The following is an 18,342-nucleotide window of genomic DNA, read 5'->3' as shown; positions in this document are numbered from 1 at the left end:
ATTTGATGGCATAATGTGTAAAAACCGATTTACAACTTTGCCGAAAGCTCGGGTTTGAATTCATCATTGAACCATTCTTTGAGCATTTGTTTTTCATAGCCCAGTGGATGCTCTTTGAATCTGGAAGAGACGCCATCCATAAACCCCATGTCTTTCAGGTTAACGTCAGCCTCTTTGACCAGCGCGCCGGTCTCATCGGCAAGTGAATAGCTGAACGTCATGCGCGGAATGTAAATACGCTTCACCAGTCTGACATCCGCACTGGTATTGCCCAAACCCACGAAACTGGAAGGCCACACTTCACCGGCTAAATCCAGATCAGTGACGGTAAGGGTTAATTTTTGTTGAGACGGAAGGGTCGCAGCTAATTTAACTAAATATTCTTCAAGCGACGCCAGGGTGCGCTCTCTGAAACCTTTACGACTTTCGTTTACCGGCCTGACATCTGTGAAATCTTCAGGTGTGTCCCAGTTTACGGTTAACTCTGCGGCATTCACAGGTGAAACACCTAACATTGCCAGAGCGGGTAGTGCTCCTATCAAAATTTTACGCATTTTCCACCTCGACACAATACAGTTATTCTTCACTTTACAGTATAGCGACAGGAAATGAATAAAACCTGAACGTACCAATGATATACCTTTAGTTGAGCGAGTACCGTCTCTAGTGCCTCAGCCTCTTGCTCAAAGGCTCTTCCTCAAAAGACGAATTTAGGAAGGCACGTCCAGAAGCGTCGATTTCTGGATAACCGAACAGAATTGATACAAATTTTGCCCATTGATAAAGGGATTGATTTCCTTTCCTTTGCAATACTGCAAATGGAAATGACTTAACGATGTACGACTCTCAGTAATTTCGTACAAATAATCTTGCTGAAAAGGACGTAGCGACGATAACTGATGAGTCGCATCGTTGCGGATTGACGTCAGCGCACGCTTCTCTGGTAGCTCCGATAAAGTAACCAGCCAGTCAGACACTGTATCCTGAATGTCTTTAAATAAATATTGGGCAAAAGGAGTCTGAAGCACAGTAATCAACAGTGCTATTTCTGCCAGAACAATTAAAGAGCGAAACATATCAAAACCTCCACCGCGCTCCGCAAACACGTTTCCGATAGTGAGAATAGCCAGCGCTGTCGAAAAAATAAATAACCGGATTCATACCTTAATATCCGCTTTTATATCTTCATTATTAAAGCTTACCTTAAAGTCACATGGCGTGCTCCCTACCAGCGCGCTGGGGATCAGCCATCGATTTCGCGTAATAACCCTATATTTTAATCCAATTCCACTTAGCCCTGATAGTTATCAACTGGTATACTCTTGAAGCATTTTCCTGTTCATCGAGGCTTCTGAATGAGCGAAAGAATTCCGGTAAAAGATGTCACTCCGGTAAAAGTTCACCAACCTGACGGGTCTGATCAGTCAATTCGCTATTCGTCGAGCAACCGTATTTATGTGCGCTCTGTTTCAGGCCCTCTCGAATCATTTCGTCGCTATTTCGGGTTTATTTTTCTGGGTTTGTTTGCGGTGCTGCCGTGGCTTTCATATAACGGTCAGCAGGCAGTGTTGTTTGATTTGAACGAACAACGCTTTAATCTTTTTGCATTAACTTTATGGCCACAAGATCTCACCCTGCTCGCATACATCTTTATCGTTGCAGCCTTTGCGCTTTTCTTTGTCACCACCTTTGCCGGTAGAGTCTGGTGCGGGTTTATGTGTCCGCAAACCACCTGGACGTATATTTTTGTCTGGATTGAACAGAAAACTGAAGGCTCGCGCCATCAACGGATGGCACTGGATCAGCGTAGTCTGGATGCCGACAAGTTTTTTCGTAAAGCGCTAAAGCATGTGGCATGGGTAGTCGTAGCGCTGTTAACCGCGCTGACCTTTGTTGGCTACTTCACGCCAATCAGCGCACTATTCGTTAATTTTTTCACTTTCAGCAGTGGCTTTTGGACAACCACCTGGGTCATATTCTTTGCAGCCTGTACCTATGGTAATGCGGGATGGATGCGAGAAATAATGTGCACACATATCTGTCCTTACGCACGTTTTCAGTCAGTCATGTTTGATAAAGACACCCTCACAGTAGCGTATGATGTAAACCGTGGCGAACGACGCGGCCCCCGACCCCGCAAGATTCCACACAGTGAACTGGCAGATAAGGGTCTTGGCGATTGTATCGACTGCAATCTCTGTGTGCAGGTTTGTCCGACCGGTATTGATATTCGCAATGGTCTCCAATACGAATGCATCAATTGCGGTGCCTGTATTGACGCCTGTAATGGCGTAATGGAAAAAATGAACTATCCCAAAGGCTTAATTCGGTTTTCTTCAGAAGCTCAAATGCAGGGGGGAGAAACCAAGATCCTGCGACCTAAACTGATTGGCTATGCGTTTGTAATGGTGGTAATGCTGGGTATATTAATCGCCAACTTTTTGCTTCGCTCCGCTTTGGAAGTCGACATTATACGCGATCGCAACTCGCTTTATCGTGAAACCAATGATGGCTTAATCGAGAATGTTTATACGTTGAAAATACTCAACAAATCACAACAACGACAACAGTATGAGATAGCCGTGGATGGTTTGCCTGATTATCGATTCATCGGTGAGCAAACGGTGACTGTCAATGGTGGGGAGATATTTAGTATCCCCGTTTCAATTGCGACCGATGCATACAACCTGACCGATCCGGTGACAGAAATTCACTTTCATGTATCCACTCAAACCGCCGACGGTGAACTAATCTCAGTTCGCGAACCCACTAACTTTTTGTATAGATAGATTTTATTAATGGCAGATTTCGACTTCAGCGGTCTTGACCCTGATACAATATTAAACGCACTGGAAAGTGTTGGTATTTATCCGCGTACGGGCTTGCTGGCGCTTAATAGCTATGAAAACCGCGTCTATCAATTTCAGGACGATGATGGTCGCAGGCTGGTAACCAAGTTCTATCGCCCTCAGCGGTGGACTGATGATGCCATTAAAGAAGAGCATGCCTTCGCACTTGAGCTGGCTGGTGCCGATATACCCGTGGTGGCCCCCATGGCGTTTGACGGCCGTACCCTGTTGCACCATGAACATTTTCGTTTCAGTGTCTTCCCGTCGGTTGGTGGCCGGCAATTTGAAGCGGATAACCTCGATCAGCTCGAATGGATGGGTCGGTTTATCGGTCGTATCCATCAAGTGGCTAAAGCCAGCAATTTTGCGCATCGCCCCAGAATATCAGTGGCAGACTACCTGGATATTCCACGCGCCGCATTGTCAGTCAGCGAACTGGTCCCACATAATTTGCAAACAGCGTTATTTGCCATTCTTGATCCCATAATCGACACAGTGAAAAGACAATACACAACGAACGGTGAGATACGCTTGCACGGCGATTGCCATGCCGGCAACATACTCTGGCGTGACGGTCCCACGTTTGTCGATCTGGATGACTGTCGCAGCGGACCAGCAATTCAGGACCTGTGGATGATGCTAAGTGGCGACCGCAATCAACAGCAACTGCAACTGGAAACACTGGTTGAAGCTTATGAAGAATTCAGTGAATTTAACCCCACAGAATTAAACTTAATTGAACCGTTGCGCGCAATGCGAATGATCCATTACATGGCCTGGTTATCAAATCGCTGGCAAGATCCGGCTTTCCCCCGCGCTTTTCCGTGGTTCGCCGAGCAAAAGTATTGGGAAGGTCAGATTCTTGCACTGAAAGAGCAGCTTTCGGCCCTTAACGAACCTCCACTCAGATTGAGCCCGTATTGATAAAACAATTCTGATTATGCTGTAACACTTTGTTCTATAAGTGCACTTTTCTGATTTTTCGGTAACAGGTATACTCTGACCTGATCTGGTGCCTGCGTTAGCAGGTTAAACGGGAAGTCAGTGAAAAACTGACGCTGCCCCCGCAACGGTGAACTCTACATTGACAGGATCCACGTTGATGTTTCATTTAACTGCTTATTACCTTTAGGTTTCATCAAGCAGCCACTGTCACTTGCTCATTGCCAGCAGGGATGGGAAGGAAAATGGTATTGCACTGCAATATGAGTAAGCCCGGATACCGGCCTGATCCACACCTTCAGTCGCTGACTGATATCTGACACCAATCACGCTCGGTGGGAGCGTAAAATCGGAAAATTAAAAATGGGTTTACACACACAAAAGCCAACCTTGGCGCTTTGTGGCATTTTTATTGCCACACAAACCGCTGCTTTCACTACAAATGCAAACGAATCAATCGAAAAAATCACCATCACGGGTAGCCGTCTTTCACTCGATATACAGGAAGTCGCGGCTTCGTTATCGGTAATCACTCAAGAAGAAATACGGTTATCCGGTGCGACACAATTGAGCGAAATATTAAGAGGATTGCCAGGCGTCGCCATTTCTTCTTCCGGAAGCCTGGGCGCACTCAACGAAATTCGCTTACGTGGCAATGAAAGTAACCACTTACTTGTCATTTTAGACGGCGTCATCATCAATGATGATAGTCAAGGGGGGCTTATTGATTTAGCCCATATAAACATCAAAGACGTTGCTAAGATAGAACTTATTCGGGGTCCCCAGGCATCGGCGTGGGGCAGCGGCGCTGTTGGCGGTGTGCTGCACATCCAAACCCTTGCTCACCAGGCTGACGATGCCCGACTGCGTGCATCAGTTTCAGCGGGCAACAAAGATACCCGACAGGGCTATGCTAATTTAAATGGACGCGCCAACGCCCATCACTATGCCGTGTCCTTGCAACACGTAACGACCGAGGGTGACAATATAGCGCGTAGTGGCAATGAAAAGGACGGCTACAGAAGAAACACAGTGAATGCTCACTATCGGTATGCGATCAATGACATTAAGTTTAGTACTATAGCAAGGTTGGTTAATTTTGAGAACGATTACGATACGGTCGATTTTATGGAGACCGGCCTGCCGATTGACGCCAATAACTATACCGAAGGCCAGCAAGCCACAGCCAAGGTCAACTTAACCTACGCGCCAGCACAGTCTGATTATGCGACATCTGTATCAGGGACCTATTCACGCCATCAAAATGATAATTTTGAGCTTGGCACGTTTACTTCTTCAGCGGAGTCAGAGCGGTTCCAATTTGCAAATACCCATTCAATGCAATGGGATAAGGTAGATGTTGTGGTGGGTGCAGAGTATTTACAACGGCTTTACACACAACGGGGCAGCATCGGTTTTGCCGATCCCAATCAAAAGCAGGATGACCAAACAGCCAGTGTTTTTGTTGAGTCATTAGCGAGGTTATCTGACAATATTGATTTAACCGTTGGCGCACGCTTTGACGAAAATAGTGAATTTGACAATGCGTTCAGTTACCGCAGTGGCATAAGCTGGCAACATAATGCCCACCTTACGACGTTTTTAAGTGTCGGTAAGGCCATCAAAAATCCCACGTTCACGGAACGGTTTGGTTATTTCCCTGGCACTTTTTTAGGTAATCAGAACTTACAACCAGAGCACATTCAGGAATGGGAGCTGGGACTGCGCGCACGTCTTTCACCTTCATTGCAAGGCCAGGTGAGTGTGTATCAAGCCGAATTACAAGATGAGATTTTAGGTTTTGTCTTCGATCCTGCTTCGGGTTTGATGACTGCTCAGAATGCTGCTTTCAACAGCGACCGCAGCGGTCTGGACAGCGAAATGTCTTTTGATTGGGGTGCGCTGACATGGCGCGCCACCTACAGCTACCTTGATGCCAGCCAAGGGGCAGATAACGCAGAACAAGTGGAACTGCGTCGGCCTCGCCACAGCGGCGGGATATCGGTCGCAGGAGCACTAACAGAGCAGCTGTCCACCTATGTAAAATGGACTTACACGGGTAGTCAACAAGATGCTTATTTCCCACCGCCGATGTTTGCTTCGCAATCAGCGGCGTTAAGGCCCTATTCATTATTATCATTTAATATTAACTACCAATTGACTCCAGCGTGGGCAACGTCCATCAGAGTGGAGAATGCGCTGAATCAGGATTACGAGAATATTGTAGGTTTCGCTGGTGAGAGGCGAAGCATCCTTCTCACCCTGACATATGCGGATTCTGATTGATAGCAGCTGTCTTCAGCTGCTGTAAAGTAAAGCGCTAACCAATTGACGGTATGGCGCTTTGCCTGTTAATTTCGCTGTGATAATCTTAAGCGGTTTTTTTATAAGGGTAAAAACAAGATGAAAAAGTTTGCGTTACTAATGTTGATGGCCATTTTAGTTCCATTACAGGCTTGTGCTCAGCCAGCCAAATGGCAAGAAGGCACACATTTCGAAGTACTGGATGAAGAGGCGACCGCGTCACCTGAAGTTAAGGAGTTTTTTTCATTCTGGTGTCCCCACTGCTATAACTTTGAGCCGTTAGTCGCCCAAATTAAAAGCAAGCTTGCAGAAGATGCCAAGTTCACCAAGGTACACGTGAATTTTATGCGTTTCACCGGACCAGACGTTCAGGATGATGCCACGCGCGCAATGATGATTGGACAGGCCGTCAAACAGGAAGAAAAACTCAACGAAGCAATCTTTGCTTATATTCATAAGCAGCGCGGCAGTGTTACTGGCATGAAAGATTTAAAAGACATCTTTGTGGTCAATGGTATTGATAAAGCTGAATTTGATAAACTCGCCAACAGTTTTGGCGTCAACAGCATGTTCAAGAAAAATAATCAGCAAGTTGATATGTACCGCGAATATTTAAGTGGCGTGCCGACTTTTATTATCAACGGCAAATACAAGCCAATTTTTACCCGTGATATGACGCCTGATGATATGGTTGATTTGATTGTGTGGCTAACCTCACAAAACTAGCGATCCAGCAAAACCAATACAGTCTATAGGGTGTCGGTGGTGTGTATTCAAAGAGGTTGGTGTCGTCTGGGAATTGGTTGATATAAAGAGGATTTCTTTATATTAATGTAGTTTAAGACGAGATAATTGAATAAAAAAAGGCGCGATAATTATCGCGCCTTTTTTATTGTCTATTGGTTAGTACTAACCTAGTTCGTCCGACATAATTCGGTAACGGGGATCTTCTTTTACGTTTATCTCAACAAACTTGTCAGCATGATTGAGTAGACCACGACATTCTGAACTGATGTGTCGAATGTGCAATTTTTTGCCCTTAGCTTCGTACTTGTCCGCCAGCGTATCGAGTGCATCGATACCAGATGAATCCCAGATCCGGCTTTCATTAAAATCGATGACCACGTGTTCCGGATCGCTGTCGATATTAAACAAATCACGAAAATGTGACACTGATCCAAAGAACAATGGCCCGTTCAATTCGTATACTTTCCAGCCGTCATCATCAATGTGTGTCTCGGCAACAATGTGACGAGCATGTTTCCAGGCAAACACCAACGCTGAAACAATCACCCCGACAACCACCGCTATGGCTAAATCGGCAATCACGGTCACCGCGGTAACCAGAAATAGAACGAATGCATCTTCCTTGTTTACACCGCGAATAATACGGAATGACGCCCACTCAAAGGTGCCAATTACGACCACGAACATCACCCCAACCAATGCTGCTAGCGGGATCATTTCAATCAGCGGCGCAGCGAATAAGATAAAGCCCAGTAACACCAATGCGGCAGTTATTCCCGAAAGACGGCCGCGACCACCAGAATTGATATTGATCATACTTTGACCAATCATTGCGCAGCCACCCATGCCACCAAAGAAGCCGTTAACCGTGTTAGCGACGCCCTGACCTACGCACTCTTGATTACCACGTCCGCGGGTATCGGTCATGTCATCGATTAACGAGAGTGTCAATAATGATTCAATTAAGCCCACCAGGCATAAAATGACCGATGTTGGCAGTACAATCATAAATGTTTCCCAGGTCAAAGGGACCATAGGAATGGCGAAGCTGGGAAGCTCTCCCGCCAAAGTTGCACTGTCACGTTGCTCAGCAGGGAGCAGATCACGTACAAAATCAATTACCGTACGTGCTTCCAAATCCAAGCCGTGAACCAGCAGAGTCACAGTGACAATGGCGACCAGCGAGGCCGGAATGGCGGTGGTTAACTTAGGTAGGAAATAAATGATCCCCATAGTCAGGGCCACTAACCCCACCATCCAGGCAAGCATGCTACCTTGCATCCACTCGACTGTGCCCGCCGGACTCAATACTTGAAACTGGCCCAGCTGAGCCAGAAATATTACTATAGCTAAGCCGTTTACAAAGCCCAGCATCACGGGGTATGGCACCAGACGTATAAATTTGCCCAGTCGAAACACGCCACATAGAATTTGCAGAACTCCGGCTAAAACCACCGCGGCAAACAGATATTGCACGCCATGATTTGCCACCAGAGCCACCATGACCACCGCCATAGCGCCGGTAGCGCCAGAAATCATGCCCGGTCTGCCCCCGATGGCAGATGTGATCAGCCCCATCATAAATGCTGCATATAAACCGATCATGGGTTCTACCCCGGCCACGAACGCAAAGGCGACCGCTTCGGGCACTAATGCCAGTGCGACGGTAATGCCCGACAGCACGTCATTCTTAACGTTACCGTCGCGGCGGGTTATGATATCAAACATGTCTTTTCACTTGATTATTCTCGAAATTTAGCGGCGCTAATACTATCACGCGCAAGGATTAAAATCTTTTAACAGAATGTTAAACTAGCGAATTTCCTGCTTTTCTTACATTTTGCCACCCTTTAGCCGGTATACAGCGTTGCAGATGCAACCCGGCTCGCATCTCCATTGATGCATTCTATGGTGCGTATCTTTTCAGCAATCACTGCCCGCGTTTTGAACCCGCAGTGAGACAAATGTCGTATCAATTACCGCTTGAATTCGTACTTGTGTGTTAACCATATCGTCTGCGTTTTTTGTGTTTATCGCCTTTTCTGTCCCAATGGGCAAAGTTCTTGCTTGCAAGTAATTATTAAAAAAAATTTAACCTTAAAAGTTCGCGAAACGTTAAAATGCCTGTAAGACAGTTAGATATCCAACCCGGTACAAAGCAATACATCAGTATCGCAATTGTCAGCATTATACTGTTGCTGGGCAGTGGCTGGGCTATTGTTAATGGGACAGCGGAAGGCACAGTTTCGCCCTCCTTTCTAGGATCTTACGGAACTGCGGTATTTATTTTCGAAGTCATTACCTCGCTACTGTTACTATCGCAATTCTTACGCACTGGCCGCTTTACTTACGCATTTCTTTCCATGGCCTATTTGTGGGTAGCGCTGATTTCACCTGTCCAAATCATGCTGCTGAATGACACCATTTCGCTCACTTCATCATTCAGAGCTGGCGGTAAAGAGGCATCCTGGCTATGGACATTCTGGCATGTAGGATTTCCTGTCATCATTGCAATTGCGTTGGGATTAAATGGCTCCAATCCTGTGATAACCCACCGCCCTGTTTTCTGGGCCTGGTATCTGTACACCGCTGAACTCATCATTATTGCCATCGTACTTTCTTTTTCATTATTCGGCTGGGTTTCCTTCCCAGAGATGGTGGGCACCGACAACCAGTTTGGCAACCTTCTGACTCAGGTCATCGGTCCGCTGGTAGCCATCAGCTGTGCAGCTGCGCTTTTTATGGTGGTAGTAAAAGGTCGTTTTCAAACTGATATTTATGCCTGGTTGGCGGTAGCCATGCTGGCCGCATTTTGTGAAGGCATAGTTTCGGTTTATTCCGGCTCCCGCTTCAGCGTGGGTTGGTATGCAGCCCGGGTGCTTAGCCTTATCTCCTCTGGGTCAGTGTTTGTAGCGTTATTGCTCGACACCATGGCACTTTATTTAAGGGTGATTGACCAGAACCGAGAGTTACGAAAAATTGCCTCAATTGACAAGTTGACTCAATTATCTAACCGTAGAGAATTTGACGAACGCTTAGCGGAAGAAATCAGGCGTGCCACGCGTGAAAGAAAAACGATGAGTCTGATTATGCTGGATATTGATTTTTTTAAATCATTCAATGATTCATATGGGCACCAGACGGGCGATAAATGCCTCGAACAGGTTGCTGCCAGTATTCGCAAATTTATCAGCCGCCCTGCAGATGTAGCCGCACGTTACGGCGGGGAAGAATTTGCGGTGCTGTTGCCGGATACAGCAGAGCATTCAGCGTTTGAACTGGCCGAAGATATCCGCAAGGATATCAGTAATACCCCGTTTCGACTTGCCGATGGTGACCATGTGACAGTCACCGCTAGCTTAGGCGTGTCTAGCCTGACACCTACATCAGTCTCTGATGGCGATGAACTGATTAAAAGTGCCGACGCGGCCCTGTATCTGGCCAAGCGTTCAGGCAGAAACCGTGTGCAACGACCTACCCGTACCTGGCATTCCGAGCGCCAGGAGCAGGAAGCGAAAGTAGATGGACACCCGGAGATATTACGAAAAGGCTAATCTGCGCGCCGCAGGCGGAAAAATTTGGCGACGTGAAAGCACATCATTGCCCAGAATGCCCCCGCACACCATCCTGCCACCACGTCGCTGGGCCAGTGTACACCCAAATAGACGCGTGAAGCTCCCACCAGCACCATGGTGAAAATAGCTACGAAAAACACCAGGGCCTTTATTACGCGACGGCTTTGTATCTGCGCCAACAGCCCGGCCAGGGTGAGGTAAGTCACCGCTGACATCATCGCATGACCTGATGGAAAGCTACTGGTATAAATACGCGTGTGATGAGGAACCAGGTCTGGCCGTGGACGGGAAAAGCCCAGTTTCAACGCAAAACTGACCGCAATACCCGAAATAATGGCGAGAATGAGAAAAGCAGCCATACGCTTTCGATCTATCAATACTAAATACCAGGCGACCACCAGGGTAATCGCTATTAAAAGCCAGTTGCTACCCAGCGCAGTGGCATCGCGCATGATCTCTTCTAACCACCCAGGCCCGACAGGATCAGATAAATCAGCGCCACTTCGCAACGCATACATGATCGTGGAATCAATGGCAAAGGTTTCACCAGCCATGATGACCATGGCAAGCTGTAAAAAGCCCCAGCATAATCCGCTAATGAGCCATACAAGAAGAAGTGTTCTAGGAGAAAACAAGGTTGATCTGTCAGTGACCATAACTACCCGCTAAAAAATGTTTTCTTTTTGTACCTGTTCAGCAAATAAAGTGATCAGCACAAAGGCTGTCTTCATTCAGAATATCGTTCGTCACCCTTAATATATTTAACTGGATGCATCTTTGCTGCCACCAAGGCATTGCGGCGAGGCGGTGACACTTTCTCCCCGCTGTTGCCACTCGTGTGGGGTAAATGTATGTAATGACAGCGCATGGACCGGGCCCGCGAGCGCCTCACTAAGTAACTCATTTATTCTTCGGTGCCGTTGTATCAGGCGAAGACCTGAAAATGCTTCGCTGACAACGGTAACTTTCCAATGGCTCTGCGCCCCTGCTGGAACATTGTGCATAAAGCTTTCGTCCAGCACCTCAAGAACAATTGGCTGAAGATTCGCAGTAAGAGTTGATTCAATAAACGGTTTTACCTGCATTTTCAATCCTGTGGATGTATATAGCGGAATGTTAAATTAATTCTATCACCTACCGGCTTGACGGTCTTGTTGATGCCGTGCAGATAATGTTGTTGTGTTGACCCTGCCATTATCAGCAAACTGCCGTGATGCAGTGTTATCGTGTGTCGCTGAGACAAGGTTCGGTGCTTAAAAATGAAGGCTCTTTCTGCCCCCAGCGTTACAGAAGCAATAACAGGTTGCCTGCCCAGTTCCGGCTCATCATCAGCGTGTAGGCCCATGCTGTCCTGCCCATTCCGATACCAATTCAGCAACACACTGTTAAATCTGCTGCCGATTAAGCTTTCACAACGGTTTTTCAGAAAAGTCAGCGGCGTATCCCAGGGTTTTGGCTCTAATGTCAGTCCGGAATATTGATAAAGGCACTCAGAATCACCATGCCACGCCTGCAATCTGGGCACCCTATGGCGTTTACCATAAAGCGTGATTGATTCCTGCTGCCAGTTAATTCCGCCTTTTAGCTTTTGCATCAATTCATCGGCCATTTCTTGAGATAACCAGTTTGCATAATAAGTTACATCTGCATCAGGAAGAGGTAAACTTTCGCCATCTACGGTTGATTGCTCAAATAAGCCTTGCTGCTTCAACTTCGCTCCTCAATAGAACTGATAAAAATGAACACAACATTTTCGTTTCGTGATCAGACTTTACAACTGATCCGCTACCCTGCTAAATCGCAGCACGTCAGCTTGCAGGCGTGGGACAGCGCAGACGAATTATTGATTGATTATATCATTGAATCTGTCGAGCCTGAACGGCTACAGCGTATGGTGGTATTTAACGACGATTTCGGTGCACTGGGCTGCTGGTTTGCACACTGTAACCCGGTATGGGTGTCTGATTCCTGGATCGCCCACCGTTCATTGCATGAAAACCTGGCAGCCAACGCTCACGCGGTCTCCCTGTCTGGCGAAAAGCTTGTACAGCAACCGGTAACAGCAATAACCAGTGTCGCTGCACTGACGGACACGCCATCGCTCGCCATTATTAAAATTCCACGCACACTCAGCTTGCTTGAACATCAGTTGATTGCACTAATGCAGGTCGCCACCCCTGAAACCATTGTTATTGCTGCGGCCAAGGCAAAAAGTATTACACGTAATGTGTTGCAGCTGTTCGAGAAATACGTTGGCCCCACCAGTACGTCCCTTGCCAGGAAAAAATCCCGCTTAGTTTTCGCATTACCGACTGACGCCAAATGTACTTCGCCCCCGCCTTCACCCTACCCCAGTGTCTGGCAACATACGCTGCCAGATGGCACCGGGCTACGCCTGAGTAATCATGCCAACGTGTTCTCCAGTCAGTCAATCGATATCGGTGCACGCATAATGCTTGAACACATGCATGTTGAAGCGTCAGATCATGTGGTTGATTTAGGGTGTGGTAACGGTATTTTGGGCCTGCATGCGTTATCACAGACGAATGGTGTGAAAGTTTGTTTTGTCGATGAATCATTCATGGCGCTGGCATCAGCGAAACAAAATGTAGAGGATAACTTTCCACTTCAGCTAGCAAACTGTCAGTTCATTGCCAGCAACTGTTTAGAAGAGTTAATCAACTCGCAAGATACATCGCCGGTAACTAAGGTGATTTGCAACCCGCCATTTCATCAGCAAAATGCTATCACCGACCATATTGCCTGGCAGATGTTTCAAGATGCCAGAGACATTCTGGCCAGAGGGGGTAACCTGCTGGTCGTTGGAAATCGGCATCTGGATTACCATGGCAAGTTGAAGCGAATATATGGGGGCGTTAAGCTTATCGCCAGTAATCAAAAGTTTGTTATTTTAAGCGCCGTGAAACGGTGAGGTAAAAAAGGAATCAAAAAATGTTGAAACATCTCTTCGCCACGTGTCTAATAATCTGTCTCGGTTTTGCGTCATCGATGGCATTAGCTAAACCCATTGATGATGGTGCAAAAGTACAACCAGATAATTATTACCCCAGAGTCAAACTGGAAACATCAATGGGTGATATCATCGTGGAACTTGATCGCCGTCGCGCGCCTATCACGGTAAACAATTTTCTTCGTTATACCGCCAACGGGCTCTACAATAACACCATCTTCCATCGCGTGGTCCCGGGCTTTGTGGTGCAAGGGGGAGGTTATTCTCCGGAACTGGAGCAGAAAGTCACTTACGATCCTATTTTTAATGAGTCGGGTAATGGTCTAACTAACGACCTGCACACCATTTCAATGGCACGCCAGAATGAACCGCACTCTGCCACCCGTCAGTTTTTTCTCAATGTGAATGATAATGAAAGTTTAAATCCGGGTAGAAATTGGGGTTATGCTGTATTTGGCATGATAGTGGAAGGTTCAGCAATCGCCGACAAGATGGCGGAAGTTGAGACAGAATACCTTGTGGCCTTAGGCGAGCAAAATGCACCAAAAGAAATGATTATTCTCAAAAAAGCGTCGGTTCTGCCGCCACAGTAAGCCCCTAGGGCTAGTTGCTTGGTTGACTACTATCTTCGGTTGGCGGTGGAACGTCACTCTCCCGCCAATCACAGCGACCGCTATTTTCAGGTTGATACCACTCCTCTGGCAGCGCACTTATGACGTCGTTAACCTCGTCAATCAGGGGGTGCGAAAGCAGAGCATTTGTTTGAGCGCTTACATCAGACTTTAACTTAATAATGCGCTTTTGGTAAATTAACGCAGCAAAATCGCGGAAGAAAGGCTGCGCCATCAGCCTGTGCAACACGACACCGTCTGCATACGCTTTGTTCAGCCCCTGCTCTAGTCGTTTAGCCAACGTAGCTCTTTGCTTATTTGTGTAAAAGCGGATAACGTTGGGGTAGTAAAGCGCCACATGAGGATAAATAACTGCTTTGGGATGGCTATCTAACTCTTCACATACTTCAAGGATGGAGCGTGGAAAATAATCGACGAACCCGGTTTCCAGTAATCGATAGGTCATATGGTAGTCGGCTCCAGATATTTTAAAACCATTGTCCTTGAGCACGTCAAAATCACGCCAGTCATGCCCCTGCACGGCTTTCATGGCTTTCAGTTTTTGCTTAGATAAGGGTTCGCGAAAACGTGTGTCTTCTGCATTGACGACTAACATTCGGTAGCTGAATAAATCTGCGGAAAGTGGGAATGGTACCGCAATAAATTCTTCTTCCTGTACCTCCGTATTTATTCCCCAAATCACATCGGTTGTTGCGCTTTTCAAGCCCATCTGTTGTCGTTTTTGCTGCGTAGGAATGTCTTCAACCTCTACGATGGTTTTACCGTATGCATCTTCTGTTATCTCCAGAGCCATGATCAACAGGCCGTGATAGTAATCAAACAGTTCACTACCGGCGTCATGTTGTGGTATTCGAATAACATCAGCTTGCTCATCCGGCTTTGCTGCCAGCGGTCTTAACAGCATAAGCAGCATTACACTGCAAACTAAAGCGAGTCGTAAATCCTTGCAAGCTATGCGGCATCGAGTGTCCGTTAGACTCCGCCACCGCGTGATATTCATTTTTTACACCTCAATACCTACTTCAATTACACCTATAGCAAAAGCATTTAGCATGCTTCGCCAACATTCAGTGGTTATTTAGATGGTTTCTTTATAAGAATAGACTACTTTTGTGAACTAAATTAATCTCATTTACCGAAAGGTGATGCTGGCGATGCAGAACTATCTTTAGAAACGGGCTTTTTCTACCTCAACATTTTCCACTGCGTAGATAAACAGCCCAATCATTTGTATTAACAGCCAGCAAATAGCAAGTATTAATAAGCCGAACGGATTGCCTTTGTCAGTGATTACAGTAGTAAAAAGTAGCACACTGATGATAATAGGGGAGACCGCACAAACCAGTGTTAAACCTAAAGACAATACAAGCTTGAGCTGATCGTGGCGTTGCTTCTTAACAAGAATAGTTTGTGAGGCCGTTGCGATACCTACAAAAGTGCTGAACAATCCCATCGTCAGTGTCATAAACGACATATCACCATAAAGAAACGGCGCATCAATGGCATACCCGAATAACGCAGCAAATGGGATCGCGAATCCTGCTGTCGCTAGCAGCAAAGCTGCCAATAGGTAATTCAAACGACAACTAAGAATAGCGGTAGTCACAAAAGTCAGCATCGCAGCAGTGTTTAGCCCTAAGCTGTTCTGGTTTCCCTGCTCAAGATCGCCCTCGACGATGTCTAAAAATGGCGTAAACTTGCCTACCAGTGTAAGGTCAAAAACTTCGCTAACAACCCAGACTGACAACAGCACAAGGACTATTACCGCACTGATATTTTGTAACAGGCCGGAGCGATAGGTAGGATAGTTTCCCAGTAATGCAATTGCAGTGAAGAAAAAGCACAGCGCAGTAAATGGATGTGTTGCTGGCCCATTTTCAATAGGCCGGTAGAAAAACTCAATTTGAAACAGGTAGCCGGCAACTGACAAAGACGAGAGCGTCAGCACCACCGTCGCTAAGGGCAAGATTAGTGCGCCAATTGATTTAACCAGCCTTAAATAACGATGCCGTTTCATTGGCAGTCTTCCATGATATATAGATTTAATTTAACGCTAGTTGAGAATCCCCCTGCTCGCTCAGTTTTTTTATTAAATTTAATTTACAGTCAATGGCTTATATTAGATTTAACCAATAAAAACAGGTCGACTGCTGACTTTTAGGAAAAAAGTAGCGGCCATAGCGGTTAAATCCGTTGTTACGTAAAAGTGTTATTGAGCGTTGATTGTCAGGATCACACACCGCGGTTAAATACGGAAAGTGGAACTGGTCTCTGGCTCGCCTGATTACCTCGCTCACTGCTTTTGCCGCTATTCCCTTTCCTCTCGCTTTAGGTAAAAACGCGAACCCTAAGTCGGGACACGAAAACACCCCGCGGTTGATTAGCCCGCACAAGCCGAGCGGTTCTCCAAAATGCGGCTGCACGGCCCATAAGCCATATTTATGAGTGTCAAAATGCTGCAGGCTCTGTTCGATATAGCGTCTGGCATCGGCCTCGCTGTAAATTCCTCTATCACCGATGTACTGTAGCCACAAAGGATCGTTGAGCAGCTCAATGATGAACTGAGTGTCATCCAAGTGTAACTTCCTAAAAATCAATGGAGTATTCACGTATTTGCTCAATCGGTATTAAAAATCATTTATCATTGTATAGTTTTTCATTAAATACATAACAAACGACGTGTACGATAAACATAGCAACATTGGCTAGGCGCGTGATAGTGGGAAACTGATAACTTGTTCAATATGACTGGCATTCACTTTAAGCATTAACAACCTGTCGATACCCAAAGCAACGCCGGCGCATTGAGGCAGTCCGGACTCCAGTGCCTGCAGAAAACGCTCATCATGTTCAACCTCTGGCAGATCCAGTTGCTTGCGCTGAGCAACATCGTTATTGAATCGCCGACGCTGTTCATCTGAATCGCTAAGTTCATTAAACCCATTAGCCAGCTCCACGCCTTTAAAATACACCTCAAAACGGTCTGCTACCCGTTCATCATGCTGACTCAATTTTGCCAGCGCAGCTTGGCTGGCCGGAAAGCCATAAATAAAACAGGGTACTTGTTGACCAATCGCAGGCTCAATCAGGTAACTAAAAAGTAATTGCAGCAGGGTATCTTTATCTAACGCCATGTCACCATGAACATCAATATCGTGAGCGGTTAACACCTGTTGCAGTGATGCCGTTGTGGCAGTAAGCGGATCGAGCTGAAGCTGATCTAAAAAAACCTGCTGGTAACTTTTCCGTTCAGCCGAACCAGTTGCGAGAACGAGCTGTAATAACTCATCCATTTCATCCATCAGTTGATGATGATTGAAACCAGGTCGATACCACTCCAACATGGTAAATTCCGGATTATGCCAGCGTCCCTCCGCTTCATGACGAAACGCCTTGCCAATTTGATAGCAGGCACCCACCTGAGCGCACAACAAGCGTTTCATCGCATATTCCGGCGAGGTCTGCAGATAAAGGGTTTTCGTTTTACCGTCAGAGGCATGCTCAAAGCGGGTGGAAAACGCAGCCAGATGAATGTCTGTTACGGTGCCGTTAGACAACAGCGGTGTCTCAACTTCCAGTACGTTGCGTGCAGCGAAAAATTGACGAACAGAGTGCAACAGATCAGCTCGAGCACGAATGTTTGAAAGCGATGCAGTTGGTTGCCAGGTATGAGTCATAAAGGTAATGGTGCGCCAGTAAAGTGCTGGCGCTAATGGTTATTACTTGATACTGGTTATGCTTTACTTTTGTGCACGGGAAACATATTCGCCGGAACGGGTATCCACTTTAATGACTTCGCCCGTTTGCACAAACAACGGCACGCGAACCACCGCGCCCGTGCTTAATGTAGCAGGCTTGCCACCTGTACCCGCGGTATCGCCTTTTAGTCCAGGATCAGTTTCGGTAATTTCTAATTCCACAAAGTTAGGCGGCGTCACCGTAATAGGTGAACCATTCCACAGGGTAATGGTACAAACGTCGTTTTCTTTTAACCACTTTACGTTGTCGCCCACCGCTTTTTCATCGGCAGCAATTTGTTCGAATGTTTCGTTATTCATAAAGTGATAGAATTCACCGTCTGTGTACAGATATGCAAGTTCGGTGTCGAGAACATCTGCACCTTCAACGGTTTCGCCAGAACGAAACGTCTTTTCCAGTACTTTACCGGAAATCAACTTGCGAATTCTCACACGATTGAAGGCCTGGCCTTTACCAGGTTTTACGTATTCATTTTCAAGGATGTTACAAGGTTCGCCGTCTAACATAATTTTCAGACCGCCCTTGAATTCGTTTGTACTGTAATTAGCCATAATTCCTCTGAC

At 46.5% G+C, this 18,342-nt stretch carries 18 protein-coding genes and 1 riboswitch; of the genes, 7 read left to right on the top strand and 11 right to left on the bottom strand.

Going from position 1 to position 18,342, the window contains the following annotated elements:
* Positions 1-29: 29 nt before the first annotated feature.
* Entirely contained in the window at positions 30-554 is a 525-nt protein-coding gene (locus HCJ96_RS10190; RefSeq protein WP_169210948.1) for a DUF3016 domain-containing protein, read from the bottom strand.
* Positions 555-710: 156 nt separating this feature from the next.
* Positions 711-1,076: a hypothetical protein gene (locus HCJ96_RS10185; protein WP_169210947.1), complete on the bottom strand. Its 366-nt coding sequence runs from the start codon at positions 1,074-1,076 to the stop codon at positions 711-713.
* A 279-nt stretch (positions 1,077-1,355) separates the two neighbouring features.
* Between HCJ96_RS10185 and ccoG the strand changes: the two genes are divergently transcribed.
* The 4 genes from ccoG (at position 1,356) to HCJ96_RS10165 (ending at position 6,821) form a co-directional block, all read left to right on the top strand.
* Entirely contained in the window at positions 1,356-2,789 is a 1,434-nt protein-coding gene (gene ccoG / locus HCJ96_RS10180) for a cytochrome c oxidase accessory protein CcoG (RefSeq protein WP_169210946.1), read from the top strand.
* Positions 2,790-2,798: 9 nt separating this feature from the next.
* Positions 2,799-3,773, top strand: a complete 975-nt coding sequence (locus HCJ96_RS10175) for a serine/threonine protein kinase (protein ID WP_169210945.1) — start codon at positions 2,799-2,801, stop codon at positions 3,771-3,773.
* 69 nt (positions 3,774-3,842) lie between these two features.
* A riboswitch (cobalamin riboswitch) is annotated at positions 3,843-4,094 on the top strand.
* A 60-nt stretch (positions 4,095-4,154) separates the two neighbouring features.
* Positions 4,155-6,077 (top strand): TonB-dependent receptor plug domain-containing protein, encoded by a 1,923-nt coding sequence (locus HCJ96_RS10170; RefSeq protein WP_169210944.1) that lies wholly within the window; start codon positions 4,155-4,157, stop codon positions 6,075-6,077.
* Positions 6,078-6,194: 117 nt separating this feature from the next.
* Positions 6,195-6,821 carry a thiol:disulfide interchange protein DsbA/DsbL gene (locus HCJ96_RS10165; RefSeq protein WP_169210943.1) on the top strand — a complete coding sequence of 209 codons (627 nt, stop codon included), beginning with the start codon at positions 6,195-6,197 and terminating at the stop codon, positions 6,819-6,821.
* 183 nt (positions 6,822-7,004) lie between these two features.
* Here the strand turns inward: HCJ96_RS10165 and HCJ96_RS10160 are convergent, their stop codons facing one another.
* Positions 7,005-8,570: a SulP family inorganic anion transporter gene (locus HCJ96_RS10160; RefSeq protein WP_169210942.1), complete on the bottom strand. Its 1,566-nt coding sequence runs from the start codon at positions 8,568-8,570 to the stop codon at positions 7,005-7,007.
* Between the two features lie 392 nt (positions 8,571-8,962).
* Here HCJ96_RS10160 and HCJ96_RS10155 point away from each other — a divergent pair, with 392 nt between their 5' ends.
* Complete coding sequence (locus HCJ96_RS10155; protein WP_169210941.1) at positions 8,963-10,396, top strand: sensor domain-containing diguanylate cyclase; 1,434 nt, start codon at positions 8,963-8,965, stop codon at positions 10,394-10,396.
* On the opposite strand, the gene HCJ96_RS10150 is transcribed toward HCJ96_RS10155, so the two are convergent.
* From HCJ96_RS10150 to HCJ96_RS10140, 3 genes are all read right to left on the bottom strand, one after another.
* Positions 10,393-11,073 (bottom strand): phosphatase PAP2 family protein, encoded by a 681-nt coding sequence (locus HCJ96_RS10150; protein WP_169210940.1) that lies wholly within the window; start codon positions 11,071-11,073, stop codon positions 10,393-10,395. The two genes, HCJ96_RS10155 and HCJ96_RS10150, sit on opposite strands and share 4 nt — an antisense overlap.
* Before the next feature lie 105 nt (positions 11,074-11,178).
* A complete protein-coding gene (locus HCJ96_RS10145; RefSeq protein ID WP_169210939.1) occupies positions 11,179-11,502 on the bottom strand; it encodes a BolA family protein in 324 nt (107 codons plus the stop codon).
* Positions 11,503-11,504: 2 nt separating this feature from the next.
* Positions 11,505-12,128, bottom strand: coding sequence for an alpha-ketoglutarate-dependent dioxygenase AlkB family protein (locus tag HCJ96_RS10140; protein WP_169210938.1), 624 nt, complete (start codon positions 12,126-12,128; stop codon positions 11,505-11,507).
* Positions 12,129-12,155: 27 nt separating this feature from the next.
* On the opposite strand from HCJ96_RS10140, the gene HCJ96_RS10135 reads away from it, so the two are divergent.
* A complete protein-coding gene (locus HCJ96_RS10135; protein ID WP_169210937.1) occupies positions 12,156-13,349 on the top strand; it encodes a methyltransferase in 1,194 nt (397 codons plus the stop codon).
* A gap of 20 nt (positions 13,350-13,369) precedes the next feature.
* A complete protein-coding gene (locus tag HCJ96_RS10130; protein WP_169210936.1) occupies positions 13,370-13,981 on the top strand; it encodes a peptidylprolyl isomerase in 612 nt (203 codons plus the stop codon).
* A 10-nt stretch (positions 13,982-13,991) separates the two neighbouring features.
* Here the strand turns inward: HCJ96_RS10130 and HCJ96_RS10125 are convergent, their stop codons facing one another.
* From HCJ96_RS10125 to efp, 5 genes are all read right to left on the bottom strand, one after another.
* Positions 13,992-14,924: a hypothetical protein gene (locus HCJ96_RS10125; RefSeq protein WP_169210935.1), complete on the bottom strand. Its 933-nt coding sequence runs from the start codon at positions 14,922-14,924 to the stop codon at positions 13,992-13,994.
* A 264-nt stretch (positions 14,925-15,188) separates the two neighbouring features.
* The gene (locus HCJ96_RS10120) at positions 15,189-16,037 is read right to left on the bottom strand and encodes a hypothetical protein (RefSeq protein WP_169210934.1); all 849 of its coding nucleotides are present in this window, start codon (positions 16,035-16,037) and stop codon (positions 15,189-15,191) included.
* A 97-nt stretch (positions 16,038-16,134) separates the two neighbouring features.
* The gene (locus tag HCJ96_RS10115) at positions 16,135-16,629 is read right to left on the bottom strand and encodes a GNAT family N-acetyltransferase (RefSeq protein WP_343034702.1); all 495 of its coding nucleotides are present in this window, start codon (positions 16,627-16,629) and stop codon (positions 16,135-16,137) included.
* 96 nt (positions 16,630-16,725) lie between these two features.
* Positions 16,726-17,697: an elongation factor P--(R)-beta-lysine ligase gene (epmA, locus tag HCJ96_RS10110; protein WP_169210932.1), complete on the bottom strand. Its 972-nt coding sequence runs from the start codon at positions 17,695-17,697 to the stop codon at positions 16,726-16,728.
* Between the two features lie 63 nt (positions 17,698-17,760).
* Entirely contained in the window at positions 17,761-18,330 is a 570-nt protein-coding gene (efp, locus tag HCJ96_RS10105; RefSeq protein WP_169210931.1) for an elongation factor P, read from the bottom strand.
* Positions 18,331-18,342 lie beyond the last annotated feature (12 nt).

This window comes from Alteromonas ponticola, from assembly GCF_012911815.1.
Taxonomy (GTDB): domain Bacteria; phylum Pseudomonadota; class Gammaproteobacteria; order Enterobacterales; family Alteromonadaceae; genus Alteromonas; species Alteromonas ponticola.
Note: the sequence above shows the minus strand (reverse complement) of the source record. Positions and strands in the feature narration are given on the sequence as shown.